This is a genomic window from Streptomyces sp. NPDC003300 (assembly GCF_040610915.1).
Taxonomy (GTDB): Bacteria; Actinomycetota; Actinomycetes; order Streptomycetales; family Streptomycetaceae; genus Actinacidiphila.
Map to the genome: position 1 here is coordinate 370,087 of NZ_JBEXNE010000006.1, position 16,848 is coordinate 386,934.

At 71.9% G+C, this 16,848-nt stretch carries 12 protein-coding genes; 1 reads left to right on the top strand and 11 read right to left on the bottom strand.

Annotated features, from left to right (window positions below):
- Positions 1–12 precede the first annotated feature (12 nt).
- The 10 genes from ABZX65_RS12490 to ABZX65_RS12535 form a co-directional block, all read right to left on the bottom strand.
- Positions 13–1,308, bottom strand: coding sequence for a hypothetical protein (locus ABZX65_RS12490; RefSeq protein WP_355337161.1), 1,296 nt, complete (start codon positions 1,306–1,308; stop codon positions 13–15).
- Between the two features lie 57 nt (positions 1,309–1,365).
- Complete coding sequence (locus ABZX65_RS12495) at positions 1,366–2,406, bottom strand: glutamate ABC transporter substrate-binding protein (protein ID WP_355337250.1); 1,041 nt, start codon at positions 2,404–2,406, stop codon at positions 1,366–1,368.
- A gap of 44 nt (positions 2,407–2,450) precedes the next feature.
- The gene (locus ABZX65_RS12500) at positions 2,451–3,839 is read right to left on the bottom strand and encodes a hypothetical protein (protein ID WP_355337253.1); all 1,389 of its coding nucleotides are present in this window, start codon (positions 3,837–3,839) and stop codon (positions 2,451–2,453) included.
- A 219-nt stretch (positions 3,840–4,058) separates the two neighbouring features.
- A complete protein-coding gene (locus ABZX65_RS12505) occupies positions 4,059–5,081 on the bottom strand; it encodes a BadF/BadG/BcrA/BcrD ATPase family protein (protein WP_355337163.1) in 1,023 nt (340 codons plus the stop codon).
- Positions 5,078–6,340 carry a 6-phospho-beta-glucosidase gene (locus tag ABZX65_RS12510; RefSeq protein WP_355337165.1) on the bottom strand — a complete coding sequence of 421 codons (1,263 nt, stop codon included), beginning with the start codon at positions 6,338–6,340 and terminating at the stop codon, positions 5,078–5,080. Before ABZX65_RS12510 ends, ABZX65_RS12505 begins: the two co-directional genes overlap by 4 nt.
- Positions 6,337–7,251, bottom strand: coding sequence for a carbohydrate ABC transporter permease (locus ABZX65_RS12515; RefSeq protein WP_355337167.1), 915 nt, complete (start codon positions 7,249–7,251; stop codon positions 6,337–6,339). The genes ABZX65_RS12510 and ABZX65_RS12515 overlap by 4 nt, the downstream gene beginning before the upstream one ends.
- A 2-nt stretch (positions 7,252–7,253) precedes the next feature.
- The gene (locus ABZX65_RS12520; protein WP_355337169.1) at positions 7,254–8,204 is read right to left on the bottom strand and encodes a sugar ABC transporter permease; all 951 of its coding nucleotides are present in this window, start codon (positions 8,202–8,204) and stop codon (positions 7,254–7,256) included.
- Positions 8,204–9,535 (bottom strand): ABC transporter substrate-binding protein, encoded by a 1,332-nt coding sequence (locus tag ABZX65_RS12525; protein WP_355337171.1) that lies wholly within the window; start codon positions 9,533–9,535, stop codon positions 8,204–8,206. The genes ABZX65_RS12520 and ABZX65_RS12525 overlap by 1 nt, the downstream gene beginning before the upstream one ends.
- 248 nt (positions 9,536–9,783) lie before the next feature.
- A complete protein-coding gene (locus tag ABZX65_RS12530; protein WP_355337173.1) occupies positions 9,784–11,019 on the bottom strand; it encodes an ROK family transcriptional regulator in 1,236 nt (411 codons plus the stop codon).
- A 170-nt stretch (positions 11,020–11,189) separates the two neighbouring features.
- Positions 11,190–12,215 (bottom strand): mechanosensitive ion channel family protein, encoded by a 1,026-nt coding sequence (locus ABZX65_RS12535; RefSeq protein WP_355337256.1) that lies wholly within the window; start codon positions 12,213–12,215, stop codon positions 11,190–11,192.
- A gap of 274 nt (positions 12,216–12,489) precedes the next feature.
- On the opposite strand from ABZX65_RS12535, the gene ABZX65_RS12540 reads away from it, so the two are divergent.
- Complete coding sequence (locus ABZX65_RS12540) at positions 12,490–13,026, top strand: HNH endonuclease (protein ID WP_075016193.1); 537 nt, start codon at positions 12,490–12,492, stop codon at positions 13,024–13,026.
- A 135-nt stretch (positions 13,027–13,161) separates the two neighbouring features.
- Here ABZX65_RS12540 and ABZX65_RS12545 read toward each other — a convergent pair whose 3' ends face one another.
- Positions 13,162–16,665 (bottom strand): beta-N-acetylglucosaminidase domain-containing protein, encoded by a 3,504-nt coding sequence (locus ABZX65_RS12545; RefSeq protein WP_355337175.1) that lies wholly within the window; start codon positions 16,663–16,665, stop codon positions 13,162–13,164.
- Between the last annotated feature and the right edge of the window lie 183 nt (positions 16,666–16,848).

The window sequence follows — 16,848 nt, forward strand, 5'->3', positions numbered from 1 at the left end:
CGGCGGTCCCGGTCATACCGGCCCCCTGCTGTCCTGCGGCCCCGACGTCCGCGGCACGGTGACCTCCGCGACCGCCTGCTGATACCGCTGCACGGTGCGCTCGGCCGCGGCCAGGTCGCACGGCGCGCTCCACAGCAGACGGCGCGCCTGGTCGTACCGCTCGATCAGCAGCGGGTCCTCGGCCATCCCCAGCCGCGCCACCTTCGCGCGGTACGCGTCCAGTCTGCCGCGCAGCTCCGCCCTGACCGCCAGCGGCGCGGTCACCGCCGTCAGCGAGTCACGGGCCCGCAGCAGCTCCTCGTCCGCGCGCTCCTCCAGGCCGTCCAGCAGCGGGGACAGCCGGTGCCACTGCGAGCCGCGCCAGAACGCCTCGGCGGACGCGAGCTGTTCGTGCAGCGCCGCCGCCGGGCCGCTGACCGCGGGCACGTCGGACGCCAGGATCTTCGACAGCACCTCGACCCGGGCGCTGCGGGCCTCGGTCAGCGTGCGGTCGGCCCGCGACAGCACGTCACGCAGCCGCAGCAGCCGGTGCTCGGCGTCGTCCCGTACGTGCAGCACCGCCTCCACCTCGCGGCGGATCTGCTCCAGTTGGCGGCCCGCCTGCTCGTACCGCTCGGTGTCGGGGCGGCCGGGCGAGGGCGCGGCCCGCCAGAAGGCGAGCGGGTCGGAGACGGTACGGGCGCGCAGCACGCCCAAGTCGTCGATCAGACCGGCCAGTTCGTCGCCCGCCGGGTGCGTGCCCGGCCGTACGCCCACCGAGTCCGCCAGCGACTGGACCCGCCGGGTCTCGGCGGCCAGCAGGTCGATCCTGGCGGGCAGCGCCGACCACACGGAGTCGGCGGCGGCCACCGTCTCCATGGCCTGGTCGTACCAGCCGTTCATCCGCGCGAGCAACTGCTCCAGGCTGAACTTCTCGGTCAGTTTCGCCGGGCCGGTCAGCGACCTGGCGGCGTCCGGGGTGGCGGCCCCGGTGACGGTCACGCCCTCGCCGCGCAGCAGCTCGGTCAGCCGGACCAGTTCGGTCTGCGTCGGCCAGCGCCGCTTGGCCCGCAGCTCACGCGCGCTGTCCAACGCCTCGGTGTACGCCTCGAAATGCGCCCACAACAGGGTGATCGCCGCGTCGGTCTCCGCCCAGCGCTCCTTGGTGACACCGGTCAGCTCGGCGCCCTCCAGCAGACGGCGGCCCGAGTGGTCCTGGAGGGCGAGCAGCGAGGACTCGATCGCCTCGTGCTCGGTGCCGAGCCGCTCCAGGGCACGGTCGACCTCTTCCCGTCCCATGACCGGTCCGGTGGGTCCAGCGACCGCCATCACACCCTCTTTCCGCTGTCCGTGTGCGCTGTTGGTGCCCCCGACTGCGTCGCGCCGTTACTTGTAGTGGGCCTCCGGCGGGCCGGTGATCCCGGACAGGTGCTGGCCGAGCCAGCGGTGGTACTGCCGCATCCACTCGCTGTCGGCGCCGCCGCCGCTGTACGTCGCCAGCACCTGGTTGACCTGCCGGATCAGGTCGGTGTCCGCCAGGTTCATCGCCACACCGTACGGCTCGGTGGTGACCGGTTTGCCGACCAGCCGCATCGACGGGTCCTGCGCGGCCTGGCCGGCCGCGAGCGCGTTGTCGGTGAACACCGCGTCCGCGAGGCCGAGTTGCACCCGCACCAGACAGTCGAGCTGGTTCGGCACCAGCATGATCTTCGCGCCGTGCGGGTCCGCCTGGAGCTTGGTCGCACCGGTCGAACCGGACGCGGTGCAGACCTTCTTGCCGCTCAGCGAGTCGTCGAAGCCGGTGACGGGGGAGCCCTCGGGCGCCAGAAGCTGCTGGCCCGCCATGAAGTAGGCGCTGGAGAAGGCGATCTGCTTGTCCTTCTCGGTCAGCCGGGAACACGTGATGCTCATCGTGCGCACCACCATGTCGACCTTGTGGGTCAGGATCATCGGGACGCGCTGGTCGGTCGGTATCGTCAGGTACTGCACCTGCGCGTTCTCGCCGAGGATGCTCTTCGCGATGGCCTTGACGATGGCGATGTCGAAGCCGGTGATCTCACCGGAGACCGGGTCGCGGTAACCCCACAGATAGCTGTTCTGGTCGACACCGACGATCAGCCGCTTGTTCCGCCTGATCCGCTCCACCGCCGCGCCGTCCCGCGTCCCGCCGTCGGGGTCGAGGCTCGTGACCGCGCCGGTCGCCGGGTCCAGGGCCGTCGCGGAGTTCTCGCACGCGTCGTCGGCCGCGTACTGCGCGTGCGTCACCGGCGCCCGCGGGGCGGTCCTGCCCGCGTCGGCGGCGGGAGCGGTGTCCGACGGCAGCAGCAGCGCGGCGCTCAGCGCCAGCGCGCACGCCGAGGCCATCCCCGCGACGCCGCCCCAGCCGCGCAGCCTGGCCCTGGCCCGCCTGCCGCGTCCTGGCCGTATCGCTTCCACAGTCCGCCTCACCCCGGGTTCGTTCCGCACGCTCATCACCGGTACTCCGACAGGCGGCGCCCGATGCCGAACACCGCGCCCGCCGCCGCCAGCACCGCGAGCACCGCCGCGCCGTACGGCAGCAGCGACAGCGCGCCGTGGCCGTTCCTCGCGGCCTGCTGGAACTCGTGCTGCTCCTGCGCGACGGCCTTCTCCAGACTGGCGTCGACCACGTCGAAGCACTGCCCGGTGGTCTCCGTGACCGTCTTGCCCCTGCTGTCCTTGCCGCCGATCACCTCGGCGACCGCTGTGGCGTAGTCACCGTTGTTGTCACTCGCCCTGGCCACATCGTGCCTGCCGCGCCACGCCTGCACACCCTTGATCGCGGAATCGACCGGGGTGCGGCCCGCCGTGTTGTCGGCCAGCTTCAGCGCCTTCGCCAGCTCACCGCCCACACCCTTGGGGTCCTTGCCCGCCAGCGTCTCCATGCCGCTCTGGAACGTCGCGTCGTACGCGCTGCCGGAACCGCGGGCCACCAGCGTCAGATTCTCGTCGCCGCGGGCCTGGAGCACCGCGATCCGCGCGCTGTTGAGCACCTTCATCGACTCCGCGCCGTGCGCGTCGGAGTTGTCGAGCTGCGTACGCGCCACCGTGTGTCCCACCACCAGCCACAGCAGGACCACCGCGCAGGCGGCGGACGCGGCGAGCATGCCGTGGTTGAACACCCGGTTGGTGCGCCGGTAGTGGCGGCGCTGCGCCCACACCAGGCCGCCGAGCGCCACGATGCCCAGCGCCCAGGAGGCGTAGGGCAGCGCCTTGGCGCCGGAGTAGTCGTCGTCCAGCCGCGCCGACTCCGCCTCGTACAGCTTCTTGGAGGCGTCGAGCAGCCCGCCGGGCTTGCGCATCTGCTCGTTGGCGAACCGCAGGTAGGCGCCGCCCAGCGGCAGGCCCTGCCGGTTGTTGGCCTGGGCGGTGGCCACCAGCTTGGTGTACCGCGGGAGCTGCTGGTTGAGCGAGGAGATCTGCGCGCTCGCCTCCGCGGACCCTTGCGTGTTCGCGGCGGCGTGCGTGATCAGCTCGGCCGCGGTGTCGATGTCCTTGTCGTAGCGGTCGGTGACCGAGCGCGGCTCCTGGCCGCCGACGAGGAAGCCGCCCGCCACCGTCGCGTCGGCGTCGGCGAGGCTGCGGTAGATCTCCGCCGCGTCCGCGCTCAGCGGCCCGCTGTGGTGGAGCACGCTGCCCGCGGCCGTCGTACGGTCGCTGACCTGCCAGGCCGTGACGGCGCCGAACGCCACGACCAGCAGGGCCAGTACGGCGCCGATGATCCGCAGCCGGCCCGGCTCCGTGGTGGCGGCGGCCTTGAGCTGATCCGTACGTTCCACCCAGGCCCGGCGGCGCTGCGCCGGTACCCCCGCCCGGTTCAGCCCGTTCGAACCCCCGCCCATCGTCGGCGTCTGCGTCACTCACCCTCCCCCGGGACCGACCACCGCGTCCGCGGAAGTCACGCTCTCAGCCAGCAGTATGGCCGCAGCCACCTGCATCCACCTAGCCAACCGGTGGATCTTGCCGCACGACCGCCTTGCCTGCTCCCCTAACCCCCCACACGCGTCAACGCCCTGTTCGGTTCCCGGGCGACCGGGAACCGAACAGGGCGGTGTGAGGCGTTACGCGTAGTGGGCCCGCAGTGCCGCGTGGGACCGCGGCGGGGCCGCCAGGTGGTCCAGACCCAGCAGGGCCGCGCCGAGGACGGGCGGCGCCGTCACGACGTGCGGCCGGGCCTTGGGGGCGCGGGCGGTGAGCCGTTCGGTCAGGGCGTCCATGAGATACGGATTCCTGGCCGCCATGACCCCGCCGCCCAGCACCACGTCGGCCTCCTCGTCCAGCAGGTCGAGTCTGGCCAGCGCCACCGTGGCCAGGGCCACGATCTCGTCGGCCTGCTGGTCGAGTATCGAGCGGGCGACCGCGTCCCCCGCGTCGGAGGTCGCGAACAGCACGGGCGTCAGCTCGTACTTGCGGGCCGCCGGAATCGTTTCCAGGTGCAGCGCCTCGATCAGCGCGTACATCGTGGGCAGTCCGAAGTGCGCGGGCAGTGTGGCCGCCAGCGCCGTCGGTCCGCCCCGGCCGTCCTCGGCGCGGGCGGCGTGGAACAGGGCCTCCTCGGCGAGACCCGAACCGCCGCCCCAGTCCCCGGAGATCTTGCCGATCGCCGGGAAACGGGCCGTCCTGCCGTCCGGCAGCATGCCCACGCAGTTGATGCCCGCGCCGCACACCACCGCCACCCCGCGGGGCGCGTCCACGCCCGCCCGCAGGATCGCGAAGGTGTCGTTGGCGACGCGCGTCGACCTCGCCCAGCCGCGCCCGTGCACCGCCGCTTCGAGCTGCTGCTCCTCGACCGGCAGGTCCGCGTTGGCCAGACAGGCCGAGGTGTGCTCCACCAGAGGCGTCCCCGTATCGGCGCTGTCGGAACCGTCCGCGGCACGCCGCAGGCCCGCGTCGGCCGCCGCGCGCTCCACGATGCGCGCGAGGGCGTCGACGGCTGCCCCGACGCCGACGACCGGCGGCTGGAAGCCGCCGCCGCGGGCGGCGCCGAGCACCGTTCCGTCGGCGGCGACCAGCGCCACGTCGGTCTTGCTGTTGCCCGCGTCGATGGCGAGGACGCCACCGGGGACGAGCGGTTCCCGGCTCACGCCCACGCCAAGTGCTCCCGGTTGTGCGCGACGAGACTGTCGGTGAGCGCCTCGGCGTACTCGTACTGGCCGATCAGCGGGTGCGACAGCAGCGCCTTGAACACCCGGTCCCGGCCGCCGCGCAGCGCGGCCTCGAGCGCCAGGTCCTCGTACGCCGTGACATTGGCGATCAGGCCCGCGTACAGCGGGTCGAGCGGCGCGACCGGCAGCGGCTTCGTGCCGTTCCCGTCGACCACCGCGGGCACCTCGATGACGGCGTCGTCGGCGAGGAACGGCAGCGTGCCGTTGTTGTACGTGTTCACCACCTGGACGTCGCCGGTGTTGCGCAGCAGCGAGGACGCCAGCGCCACCGCGGCCTCCGAGTAGAAGGCGCCGCCGCGCTTGGCCAGCAGCTCCGGCTTCTCGTCCAGCGCCGGGTCGCCGTACATCTCCAGCAACTGCTTCTCCATCGCGGCCACTTGGGAAGCCCGCGACGGCGTGGTCCGCAGCTCGCGCACCACCTCGTCGTGCGCGTAGTAGTAACGCAGGTAGTACGAGGGGACGACGCCGAGCCGGTCCACGATCTCGCGCGGCAGGTGCAGGTCGGCGGCGATCGTGTCGCCGTGCTCCGCGAGCAGCTTGGGCAGCATGTCCTCGCCCTGCGGCCCGCCCAGGCGCACCCCGCGCTCCCACGTCAGGTGGTTGAGCCCGACGTGGTCCAGGTGCACCTGCTCCGGCGAGACGTCCAGCAGCCTGGCGAATTTGCGCTGGAAGCCGATCGCCACATTGCACAGCCCGACGGCCTTGTGCCCGGCCTGGAGCAGCGCCCGGGTCACGATGCCGACCGGGTTGGTGAAGTCGATGATCCACGCCTGCGGCGCGACCCTGCGCACCCGCTCGGCGATGTCGAGGACCACCGGGACCGTGCGCAGCGCCTTGGCGAGACCGCCCGCGCCGGTGGTCTCCTGGCCGACGCAGCCGCATTCGAGCGGCCACGTCTCGTCCTGGTTGCGCGCGGCCTGCCCGCCGATCCTGAGCTGGAGCAGCACGGCGTCCGCGCCGGCCACCCCCGACTCCAGGTCGGCGGTGGTGGTGATGGTGCCCGGATGGCCCTGCTTGGCGAAGATCCGCCGGGCGAGCCCGCCGACCAACTCCAGGCGGTCCGCGGCCGGGTCGACCAGCACCAGTTCCTCGATCGGCAGAGTGTCGCGCAACCGCGCGAATCCGTCGATGAGTTCGGGGGTGTACGTGGACCCGCCGCCCACGACTGCCAGTTTCATCCCTTGACTCCCGTCAGGGTCACGCCTTCGATGAAGGCCTTTTGCGCGAAGAAGAAGACCACGATCACCGGGGCCATCACGAGAACGGTGGCCGCCATGGTCAGATTCCAGTTGGTGTGATGTGCGCCCTTGAAGGACTCCAGTCCGTAGCTGAGCGTCCAGGCCCCGGGGTTGGAGCTGGCGTAGATCTGCGGCCCGAAGTAGTCGTTCCAGCAGTAGAAGAACTGGAAGAGCGCCACCGCGGCCAGGGCCGGCCTGATCATCGGGACGATGACGGTGAGCAGCGTGCGCAGCTCACCGCAGCCGTCGACCTTGGCGGCCTCGGTGTACTCCTTGGGGATCGTCAGCAGGAACTGCCGCAGCAGGAAGATGGTGAACGCGTCACCGAAGGCCATCGGGATGATCAGCGGCCACAGGCTGCCGTCCATCCCCAACTGCTTGGTCCAGAACAGGTACATCGGGATGATGACCACCTGCGGCGGCAGCATCATCGTCGAGATCACCAGGACCATGACCAGATTACGGCCGCGGAAGCGGAACTTGGCGAGCGCGTACGCCACCGGCAGGGACGACACCACGGTCAGCACGGTGCCGCCGACCGCGTACACCAGCGTGTTGCGCCACCAGGTCAGGAAGCCCGGGGTGTCCCACACCGTGCGGAAGTTGGACCACTGCCAGTGGTCGGGCCACAGGTCGCGGGTGAGCGCCTGGTTGTCGCTCATCACCGCGGTGAGGAAGACGAAGACGAAGGGCAGCACGAAGAAGGCCGCCGCCGCGATGCCGAGCGAGTGCACGGCGATCCAGTGCAGGGTCTCCTTGCGGCGCGCCTTGCGCCGGGCGCGGAGGTCGGGGCCGCGGCCCGCGGCGGAGTCGCGGACGGCGCCGCCGGGCGCGATGGTCGCTTGGGTCATGATCAGTCCTCCGCCGACAGGAAGCCGTTGCGGCGGCGCAGCAGCAGCGCCGTGAACGCCATCGAGAGCACGAACAGCACGAGGGCGATGACGCACGCCGAGCCGTAGTCGAAGCGCTGGAAGCCGCGTTCGTAGACCAGTTGCGGCAGGGTGAGGGTCGACTTGTCGGGGTAGCCGGGCTCCACCTGCTGGCCGGAGTTGCCGATCACCCCGCTCGCGACCTTCCCCGCGACCAGCGGCTGTGTGTAGTACTGCATGGTCTGGATGACACCGGTGACCACCGCGAACATCACGATCGGCGAGATGTTCGGCAGCGTCACGAACCGGAAGCGGTGCCAGGGGCCCGCGCCGTCCAGCTCCGCCGCCTCGTACTGCTCCTTGGGCACGTCGAGCAGCGCGGCCATGAAGATCACCATCAGGTCGCCGATGCCCCACACGGCCAGCATGGTCAGCGCGGGCTTGGACCAGTGCGGATCGGTGAACCAGCCCGGGGTGGGCAGACCGAAGTCGCCCAGCAGGTGGTTGACCGGTCCCGTACCGGGGTTGAGCAGGAAGACGAACGCCATCGTCGCGGCGACCGGCGGGGCCAGGTACGGCAGGTAGAACGCCGTACGGAAGAAGCCCGCGCCCGTCTTGATCTTCGTGATGAGCAGGCCGATGCCGAGTCCGAACAGCACCCGCAGCGTCACCATCACGACGACCAGCCACAGCGTGTTGCGCAGCGCGGGCCAGAAGAACGGGTAGTCCGAGAAGACGTACGACCAGTTCTTGCCGCCCACCCAGGTCGGCGCGTTGATGCCGTTGTACTTCATGAACGAGAAGTAGACGGTGGAGACCAGCGGGTACACGAAGAAGACGCTGAACCCGATGATCCAGGGGGACAGGAAGGCCAGGGTGCGCAGCGCCGACTTGCGGCGCTTGGCCTTCAGCAGGGGATGGAGGGCGGCGGTCATCACTTGGCCTGCGCGATGTCCTTGTCGACCTGCGCGTCGACACCCTGGAGACCCTGCTCAAGGTCCTTGGACTTGCCGGACTCGTAGGCGTAACCGAAGTCCTGGAGCGTGAGCTGGTACGCGCCGCCGTTGATGCTCGGCGGGGTGGTGGTGCTGTTCGGGTTCTGCGCGATGTCGATGAAGGTCCTGAAGCCGGGGTCGGCGTCGAGCTTCGGCGACTTCAGCGCGGCCAGCGTGGAGGGCACGTTGTGGATCGCGTTGGCGAAGGAGACGACCGCGTCGGTGTCGGTGGTCATGAACTTCACCAGCTCCCAGGCCGCGTTCTTCTTCGTGCTGGTGTTGGCAATGCCGATGATCGTGCCGGACAGGTAGCCCTTGCCGTACGTGCTCGCCTGGTCGTCGGGGACCGGGAAGGGCGCCACGCCGAGGTCGTTCATCCCGGCGTCCTTGGCCATGCCCAGCCGCCACTCGCCGTCCATGCCCATCGCGACCTGGCCGGTCAGCAGCGGGTTCTTCGCGCCGAATTCGTCACCGAAGGTGTTGCGGTACTTCTCCAGCTTGCCGAAGCCGCCCAGCGACTTGACCATGTCCTGCTGCCAGCCGAACATCTTCGCGAACCCGGGGTCCTTGGCCACCTGGGACTTGCCGCTCGCGTCGAAGTACTTCACACCCCACTGCGCGGCCAGGTGCGTGGTGGTGGACTCGTAGCCGTGGAAGTTCGGCATGAAGCCGAGCTGGCTGTACGAGTCGCCCTTGGACTTCGTCAGCTTGATCGCGTCGGCCTTGAACTCGCTCATGGTCTTGGGCGGCGCGCTGATCCCGGCGGCGGCGAACGCCTTCTTGTTGTAGTACAGCCCGTACGCGTCACCGAGCAGCGGCAGCGTGCAGCGGGTCCCGTTGAACTGGGTGTACTCCAGCATCGGCTTGGGGAAGGTGGCGGCCGGGTCGATCTTCGACTTCGTCAGGAACGGGCCGAGGTCGGCCATCGAGCCGGAGGAGCAGAACTGGCCGACGTTGTCGGTGGTGAAGGAGGAGACGACGTCGGGGGCCTTCGAACCGCCCGCGCGCAGCGCCTGGTTGATCTTGTCGTCGGTGATGTTGCCCTGCACCTTGACGTGGATGTTGGGGTGGGCCTTCTCGAACCGGGCGACGTTGTCGTTGATGGCCTTCAGCTCGTTGGGCGCGGTCCAGCCGTGCCAGAACGTGATGGAGACGTCCTTGCTGGCGTCGTCGTCGGCCGAGCCGGAACTCTGGCCGGTACATGCGCTCGCGAGCAGCGATATCGCGGCGGTGGCCGCTACGGCGGCGGCTGCCTTCGTCAGACGGGACACTGCGCTTCCTCCGGGGGATCTTCGGGCCTTGCGGGCCTTTCAAGTACTGCTTTCAAGGACTGGTCGAGGGTGTGCTGAGGGCCTGTTGAGGGTGTGTTGAGGGTGTGCGGGACCACCGGAGCGGCGGGGTGCGCCGGTCCGCTGGATCTGCGGGGTACGCGGGTTCTGGGCTCTGGTGGTTCTGGCTGTGGCGGTTCTGGCTCTGGCTCGGGCGGTTCGGGGTGGCGGGGTCTGTTGTCGGGGCGGGGTCAGCGCGAGGTGTCGAACACCTCGTCGCGGGTGGTGGCGAGCGCGCTCTCCAGCGCCCCGCTCAGTACGGGGTGGTCCTGGACCGTGCCGAGCACCAGATGCGGCCGGGGTACGGCCAGTTCGGCGAGTTCGGCCTGGACCAGGGCGCGCAGCGGTTCGCCGCCCGCCACGGTCACATCGCCCGACAGCACGATCATCGCCGGGTCGAGCACGGCGACCAGCGAGGCCAGACCGATGGCGGTGCCGGTGGCGAACCGGGCGAGCAGTTCGCCGTACGGGCCGCTGTCGGCGCCGGTCTCCTCGCTCGCGGTGTGCCGCAGCGCGGCCTCGGCGAGCAGTTCGGCGGCGGCGTCCTGCTGGGTGCCGGCCGGGACGTCGATGCCGAGTTCCCTGGCCAGCCGCAACACGGCGTTGCAGCCCGCGAGTTCCTGGAAGCCGCCGTTGTTGGCCTTGGTGACGTTGCGGACCAGCGGGGTGCCGGGCACCGGCAGGAAGCCGACCTCGCCCGCGCCGCCGGTCCAGCCGCGGTGCAGCCGGCCGCCGATGACGATGGCGGCGCCGATGCCCTCCTCGTTCCACAGCAGCACGAAGTCGTCGTGCTCGCGGGCGGCGCCGATCCGCTGTTCGGCGACGGCGGCGAGATTGACGTCGTTGTCGTACTCCAGCGGCATCGGCAGCGCGGCGGCCAGCTCGTCCAGCAGCGCGGGCGCGTGCCAGCCGGGCAGGTGGCTGGCGTAGCGCAGCCGTCCGGTGCTGGGGTCGAAGGCGCCGGGCGTGCCTATGACGATCCGGTGCAGGTCGGAGCGGTTCAGCCCGGCGGCCTTGGCCGCGCCGTCCACCGCCTGCACGACCTGCTCCACCGCGTTGCCCGCGGTGCGGCGGCGCGGGGTGAGCAGCTTGAAGGTGCCGACGGTACGGCCGGTGATGTCGGCGACCGCGGCCCTGATCCGCTCGGAGTTGACATCGAGTCCCGCCACGTACGCGGCGGCCGGATTGACCGAGTAGAGCTGGGCGTTGGGGCCGGGGCGGCCCGCCGTGGTGCCGGTGGCCTGGACCAGCCCCGCCGCCTCCAGGCGCGCCAGCAGCTGCGACGCGGTGGGCTTGGACAGTCCGGTCAGCTTGCCGATCCGGGTACGGGAGAGCGTGCCGTGCTCCAGCAGGAGGTCGAGTGCGGCGCGGTCGTTCATGGCGCGCAGTACGCGCGGCGTTCCAGGGGTGCCAGCCATGCGCGCCATCCTCCCTCAGTTCACTGTTAGGAAAGTTTCCTATTGGCAAAACGAAAGGTAGGCCCGCCATTGGCGGAGCGTCAAGGGGGGTCGACGGCAGGACGGCCAAGTCGTTATGAACGAAGCCCCCGGCGCCATCAGGGTGCCAGGGGCTTCGGCAAAGCGACAGGTGCCGGGGGTCAGCGCTCGCCGGAGGCGGGCGGAGGCACGGGCGCCGCGGGGCGCGCGTCCTCCACGGCGGTCTGCCGCCGCATCTCGGCCACCTCCGACGCGCCCTCGGGCACCGTCGCCTCGGTGACCTCCACCGTCGGCGTACCGCCGGAGATCACGATGCCCGCCTCGTCGAACGCCCGCTTGATCCGCCAGCGCAGCTCACGGGCGACATCGGTGGCCCGCCCCGGCATCGTCTTGGCGTGCGTCTGGATCACCACGAAGTCAGTGCCGACCGACTCCAGGCCGAGGACCCGTACGGGCTCCCAGAGCATCTCGTCCCAGGGGTCCTCCTTGCCCATGTCCTCGCCGGTGGCCGCGATCACCTGGCGCGCCCGCTCCAGGTCCTCGCCCGCGCCGACCTGCACGTCCACCACGGCCGTCGCCCAGCCCTGGCTGAGGTTGCCGATCCGCTTGACCTCGCCGTTGCGCACGTACCAGATCTCGCCGTTGTCACCGCGCAGCTTGGTGACCCGCAGGCCCACCTCTATGACGGTGCCGCTGGCCACCCCCGCGTCGATCACGTCGCCGACGCCGTACTGGTCCTCCAGGATCATGAAGACGCCGGACAGGAAGTCCGTCACCAGATTGCGCGCGCCGAAGCCGATCGCGACCCCGGCGACCCCGGCGCTGGCCAGCAGCGGCGCCAGATTGATCTTGAGCACCGACAGCACGGTCAGCGCGGCCGTGCCCAGGATCAGGAAGGACGCCACACTGCGCAGCACCGAGCCGATCGCCTCGCTGCGCTGCTTGCGCCGCTCCGCGTTGACCAGCAGGCCGCCCAGCGCGGTGGAGGCCGCGGCCTCCGCGCCCCGGTTCATCCGGTCGATGAGTCTGCTGATCGTCCGCCGCACCACCGAGCGCAGCACGATCGCGATGGCGACGATCAACAAAATGCGCAGCCCCGCGCTCAGCCAGCTCGCCCAGTTCTCCTGTATCCAGCCGCCGGCCCGGTAGACCGACGAATCACGGTCTCCGGCGGCGAGCGGGAACAGGCGGGACGGTACGGCGGCGGCGGTGGACGTCGCGGTGGGCACTGCGGAACCTCCGGTGAGAAACAAGCCTCCACACTAACGGGACGACCGATGCCGTCTCGTTGCCGTGCGGGAGGAGGGGCAGGCCACGATCGTGGGGATGAACACAGGTGTGCTGCAAAACACCCTCGGTCCGTTACCCGGGCATGGTGGCGCCATGGGCCGCCTTCCGGAGAGACTTAGGCCAGATCGTCCCGGCGCGAGCCACGCGCCGCCGGCGTTAAAGGAGGCATCCGTGCCGCATGTCCTGGTCCTGAACGCGTCGTACGAGCCGCTCGGCGTCGTACCGCTCCGCCGTGCGCTTGTCCTCGTGCTCAACAACAAGGCCGTCTGCCTCGAGGAATCCGGCGCCTATCTGCACAGTGAGACACAGGCGCTGCCCGCGCCCAGTGTCGTGAAGCTCACCAAATTCGTGCGAGTCCCCTTTCGGGGCACCGTGCCGCTGACCCGTAGGGCGCTGTTCGCCCGCGACGGCGGCAAGTGCGCGTATTGCGGAGCCGCCGCCACCAGCGTCGACCACGTCATTCCGCGCAGCCGGGGCGGCCAGCACGCCTGGGAGAACGTGGTGGCCGCGTGCAGACGCTGCAATCACGTGAAGGCCGACCGCCATGTGGCGGAACTCGGCTGGCGGCTGCGCCATCAACCCGCCCCGCCGTCCGGGCTCGCCTGGCGGATCATCGGGACCGGACATAGGGACCCGCGCTGGTTGCCATACCTGCAACCGTTCGGCGCGGACGACGCCCTGGCCCGGATCGACGGCATATCAGCCTGAGATCCGGGCTTTCGTGCGTCTCGGGCGCTGTACGGCAACCGGGAGCACGTCCGGCGCGGCGCGGCGGTCCGTGACGGGCCGGGGGTGCCACGCAGTGACCGAAACGGGTCACTCCGTGGCACCCTGTCACCGCGATCAGTCCGCCACCGCGTACGCCTCGACGCCGAACAGCGAGTAGCCGAATTTGGTCGCCCGGCGCTCGCCCTGCACCCGCACGTACCGGGTGCCGTCCTGCGCGTCGAGCCACACCGTCTCGGTTCCGCCGCCGCCGTCGGTCACGGTGGCCGCCGTGTGCCAGGTCACTCCATCGGCGGAGGTCCGCACCTGATATCCGGCCGCGTACGCGTCCTGCCAGTGCAGGACGACCCTGCCGACCCGGGCCGGGGCCGCCAGCTCGACCTGCACCCAGGCGTGGTCGTCCACCGGCGAGGACCAGCGGGTCTCCGGGTCGCCGTCGGCCACCGCGGACGCCGGGAAGTCCGGGGTCTCGTCACCCGAGGACGTCGCCGCGCCGCCGCGCAGCAGATCGGGCCCCGCGGTCCGCACCCGCGCCCGTACGGTGATCCGCCGCTCCACGGTGCGGCCCGCCACGGTGATCCGCACCGGCAGGCTGTACGTGCCGGGCGCCGTACCCGCGGGCACCGACACGCTCAGCGGCACCGCTCCCGCCGCGCCCCGCCGCAGCGGGACCGACGCGGGCGCGGTCGCCGTCGCCCCGCCCTTCAGTGCGGCCACCGAGACCGCCGCCTTCTCGTCGCGCGGCAGCCCCGAGGCCACCGACGCCGTCACCGGGACGGCGGAGCCGCCGATCTCGGCGTCCACCTCCGGGTGGTCGAACGTGACGCGCGGCGCCCCGGCGAACCACGGCACCACCTCGTGCACCCCGGCGCCGTCCGACAGCCGTACCGCGTCGGCGACGACCCCCGCGGGCAGCTCCGTCCAGTCCGCGGTCAGGCTTCCGATCCGCTGCCAGCCGCCGCCCGGGGTGTGCACCTCCACGGCCGCGGGCGCCTTGGTCACCCGGCCGGTGGCCGTGCGGGTGGGCGGGCCCGTGTCCCGTACGGCGACCGGATGCGGGCCGAAGGGGGAACCCGCCATCGGCCCCGGCGCCGGATCGGCCGCGGCGGCGGGGGCGCCCGACCCCGTACGCGCACCGGACGCGGCGATCGTCACGCTGTCCAGCAGCCGCGCGCCGCCGAAGTCCACCGTCAGCGCACCCGCGTCGGAATCGGCGGCGGTCGAGGTGGAGAGGTCGCCGTCCACCACGGCCGACGCGTCGTCGGGACCGCTGGCCGTCGGGGCCACCTCGCCGCTCACCGACACGGTGAACTCCCGCACCGTCACCGCCCCCGACTGCCCGTCGCTCGCGCGCAGCCGCACCTGGCGGGCGCGGGTGCCCGCGGGGAGCGTCGCCGAGATCACCGCCTGGTCGTGGTACTCGCCGACCCGGTGCCAGCCGGTGCCGTCGTCCGCGGACAGTTCGAGGACCGCGTCGTGCAGGAAGTCGTCGGAGCCGCTGCCGTCGCCCATCGCGATCCGCACCGAGCCGACCTGCTTGGCCGTCCCGAGATCGACCCCGAAGGAGTCGTCGGGCTGCGGGGGAGCGTTGCTCGACCACGCCGTGGAATTCTTGCCGTCCACCATCGCCGACGGGTCGGTGCCGCGCCCCGAGGCGAGCGTGGCCGTCGCGGTCCTGCCGTCCGCGCGCAGCCCCGACCAGGCGTCGCCGTCGTCGACCGCCCGCGACAGGAAGCCGTCGAGCACGTCCTCGCCGACCTTCGCCGTGCCCTGCGTCAGCGCCGCCCGGCCGCGGTCCAGCGACTGCCGGGCCTTCCAGGCCGCCGCGCCGTCGCCCGCCGCCTGCGCCACCAGCATGTCGACCGCGTGCCCGCCCGCCGTCCCGTACGCCGACAGCCGGTCCAGCCACGGCCGCACCTCGGCGCCGAAGGTGCCGTCGGCGAGCCCGCGCAGGGCGTGCGGCGCGCCGCTCATCACGGTGAAGGCCGACCGCAGCCGGGCCGCCGCCGTCGTCAGCCGGGCGCGGTCGCCGGAGTCCAGCGCGGCCCAGAACTCCTTGGCCAGCGGGCGCAGATACGCCGACTCGTCGCCGCCGAGCGCCGACGACGCCTCGTTCCCCGCCAGCGCGCGCAGCGCCGCGCGGGCCGCCTGATCCGGCCCCGCCAGGTCGTCGATCGCCGCCTGCCAGGAGGCCGCCGGGTCGTAACCGCGCGGATTCCAGGCGAAGTCCGCCGCCGTGAACAGCGGGATACGGGACGCGGCGGGCTGCTGCATCGCGCTCGCCAGCACCCCCGCCGAGACCGTCGCCACCGCGGGCTGACGGCCGGTGTACGGGCCGAGGAAGAGCCTGCCCGGCGCGAAGTCGTTCACCGGGTAGTTGTCCACCGTCACCAGCGGGTGCTTCAACGCGGCTGCCGCGTCCGCCACTTGGGTGCCGGTGATCCGCGCGGGCAGCACCCCGACACCGGTCCAGGCGACCGTCACGTCCGGGCTCAGCGCCTTCGCCAGCGCCGTGCGGTACGGGGTCGTGCCGTCCTGGTAGTACTCCGTGGGCAGCAGCGACAGATCGGCGCTGCCGTAGCGCCGCGCCAGATACGCGGCCACCACGTTGGCGACCTTCGCCTGGGCGCGCGCCGCCGCGTCGGGCCCCGAGCCGAACTCCCGCGCGTCCGCGCCGCAGTGCCACTCGCTGTAGCTCACGTCCTGGAACTGCAACTGGAACGCCCGCACGCCCAGCGCCCACATCGCGTCCAGCTTCCGCTCCAGCGCCCGCTGGTCGGACTTCGACGAGAAGCACATCGCCTGCCCGGGCGCCACCGCCCACGCCAGCGTCACATGGTCCCGCGCCGCCCGCTCCGCCAGCGCCCTGAAGTCCGCGCGCCGGCCCGCCGGATAGGGGTCGCGCCACTGCGCCTGCCGGTACGGGTCGTCGCCCGGCGCGTACAGATAGCGGTTCTGCTTGGTCCTGGCCAGGAAGTCCAGTTGCGACAGCCGCTGGTACTGCGTCCACGGCACGCCGTAGTACCCCTCGGTCACCCCGCGCACCGCCGCCGTCGGCCAGTCGCGTACGACCACGCCCGCGAAGCCGCGCTCGCCGCCGCTGTCGCTGGTCACGAGCTGACGCAGCGTCTGCGCCGCGTGGAACAGGCCGTCCTCGCCCGCTCCGGCCAGCGCCACCGTGCCGCCGTCCACCGCGAGCCGGTAGCCGCCGGACGCCAAGTCGTCCTGCTCGGGGGCCTTGAGCGCGGTCAGCCGGGGCTGCGCCGCGTCGCCCGCGTAGACGGTCAGCCCGGACCCCGGCGTGTCCGACCTGCGGATCTCCTGGGCGCCCGCGCCGCGCAGCGCGTCCTCGATCACATCGAGCGCGTACGGGTCGGCGTCCGTGCCCGCGACCAGCGTCACCGTCCTCGTCACGCGCGCGAACCGCCCCTGCGCGCGCAGACTCTGAGGGCGCGGCCACACCGCCGGGGGCCGCGGGGAGGCCGCGGTGTCCGTCCTGGTCCCGGCGGGCGGTGTGCTCGGCGGCGCGGGAGCGGCGGTCGCGGCGGGCGACTGGGCCAGCCAGCCGCCGATGAACGTGGCCGCGATGGCTGCGGCGGAACTCCTCCGGAGGGCCTGCACGGTTCCTCCTTGCGGAGTGCTGCACCGACGACGGACGCCGAGCCCATCACTCCTCGCGGTGCGGTGTCAATGTGGCTGGAGTTTCCTCCGCTTTGCCGCCGGATTCCGTCCGCCTCCCGGTCGCCTCGCCGCCGCCTTCCGCCGCCTTCCGCCGCAGGCAGGGGGCGGGAGGGCCACGGGCGG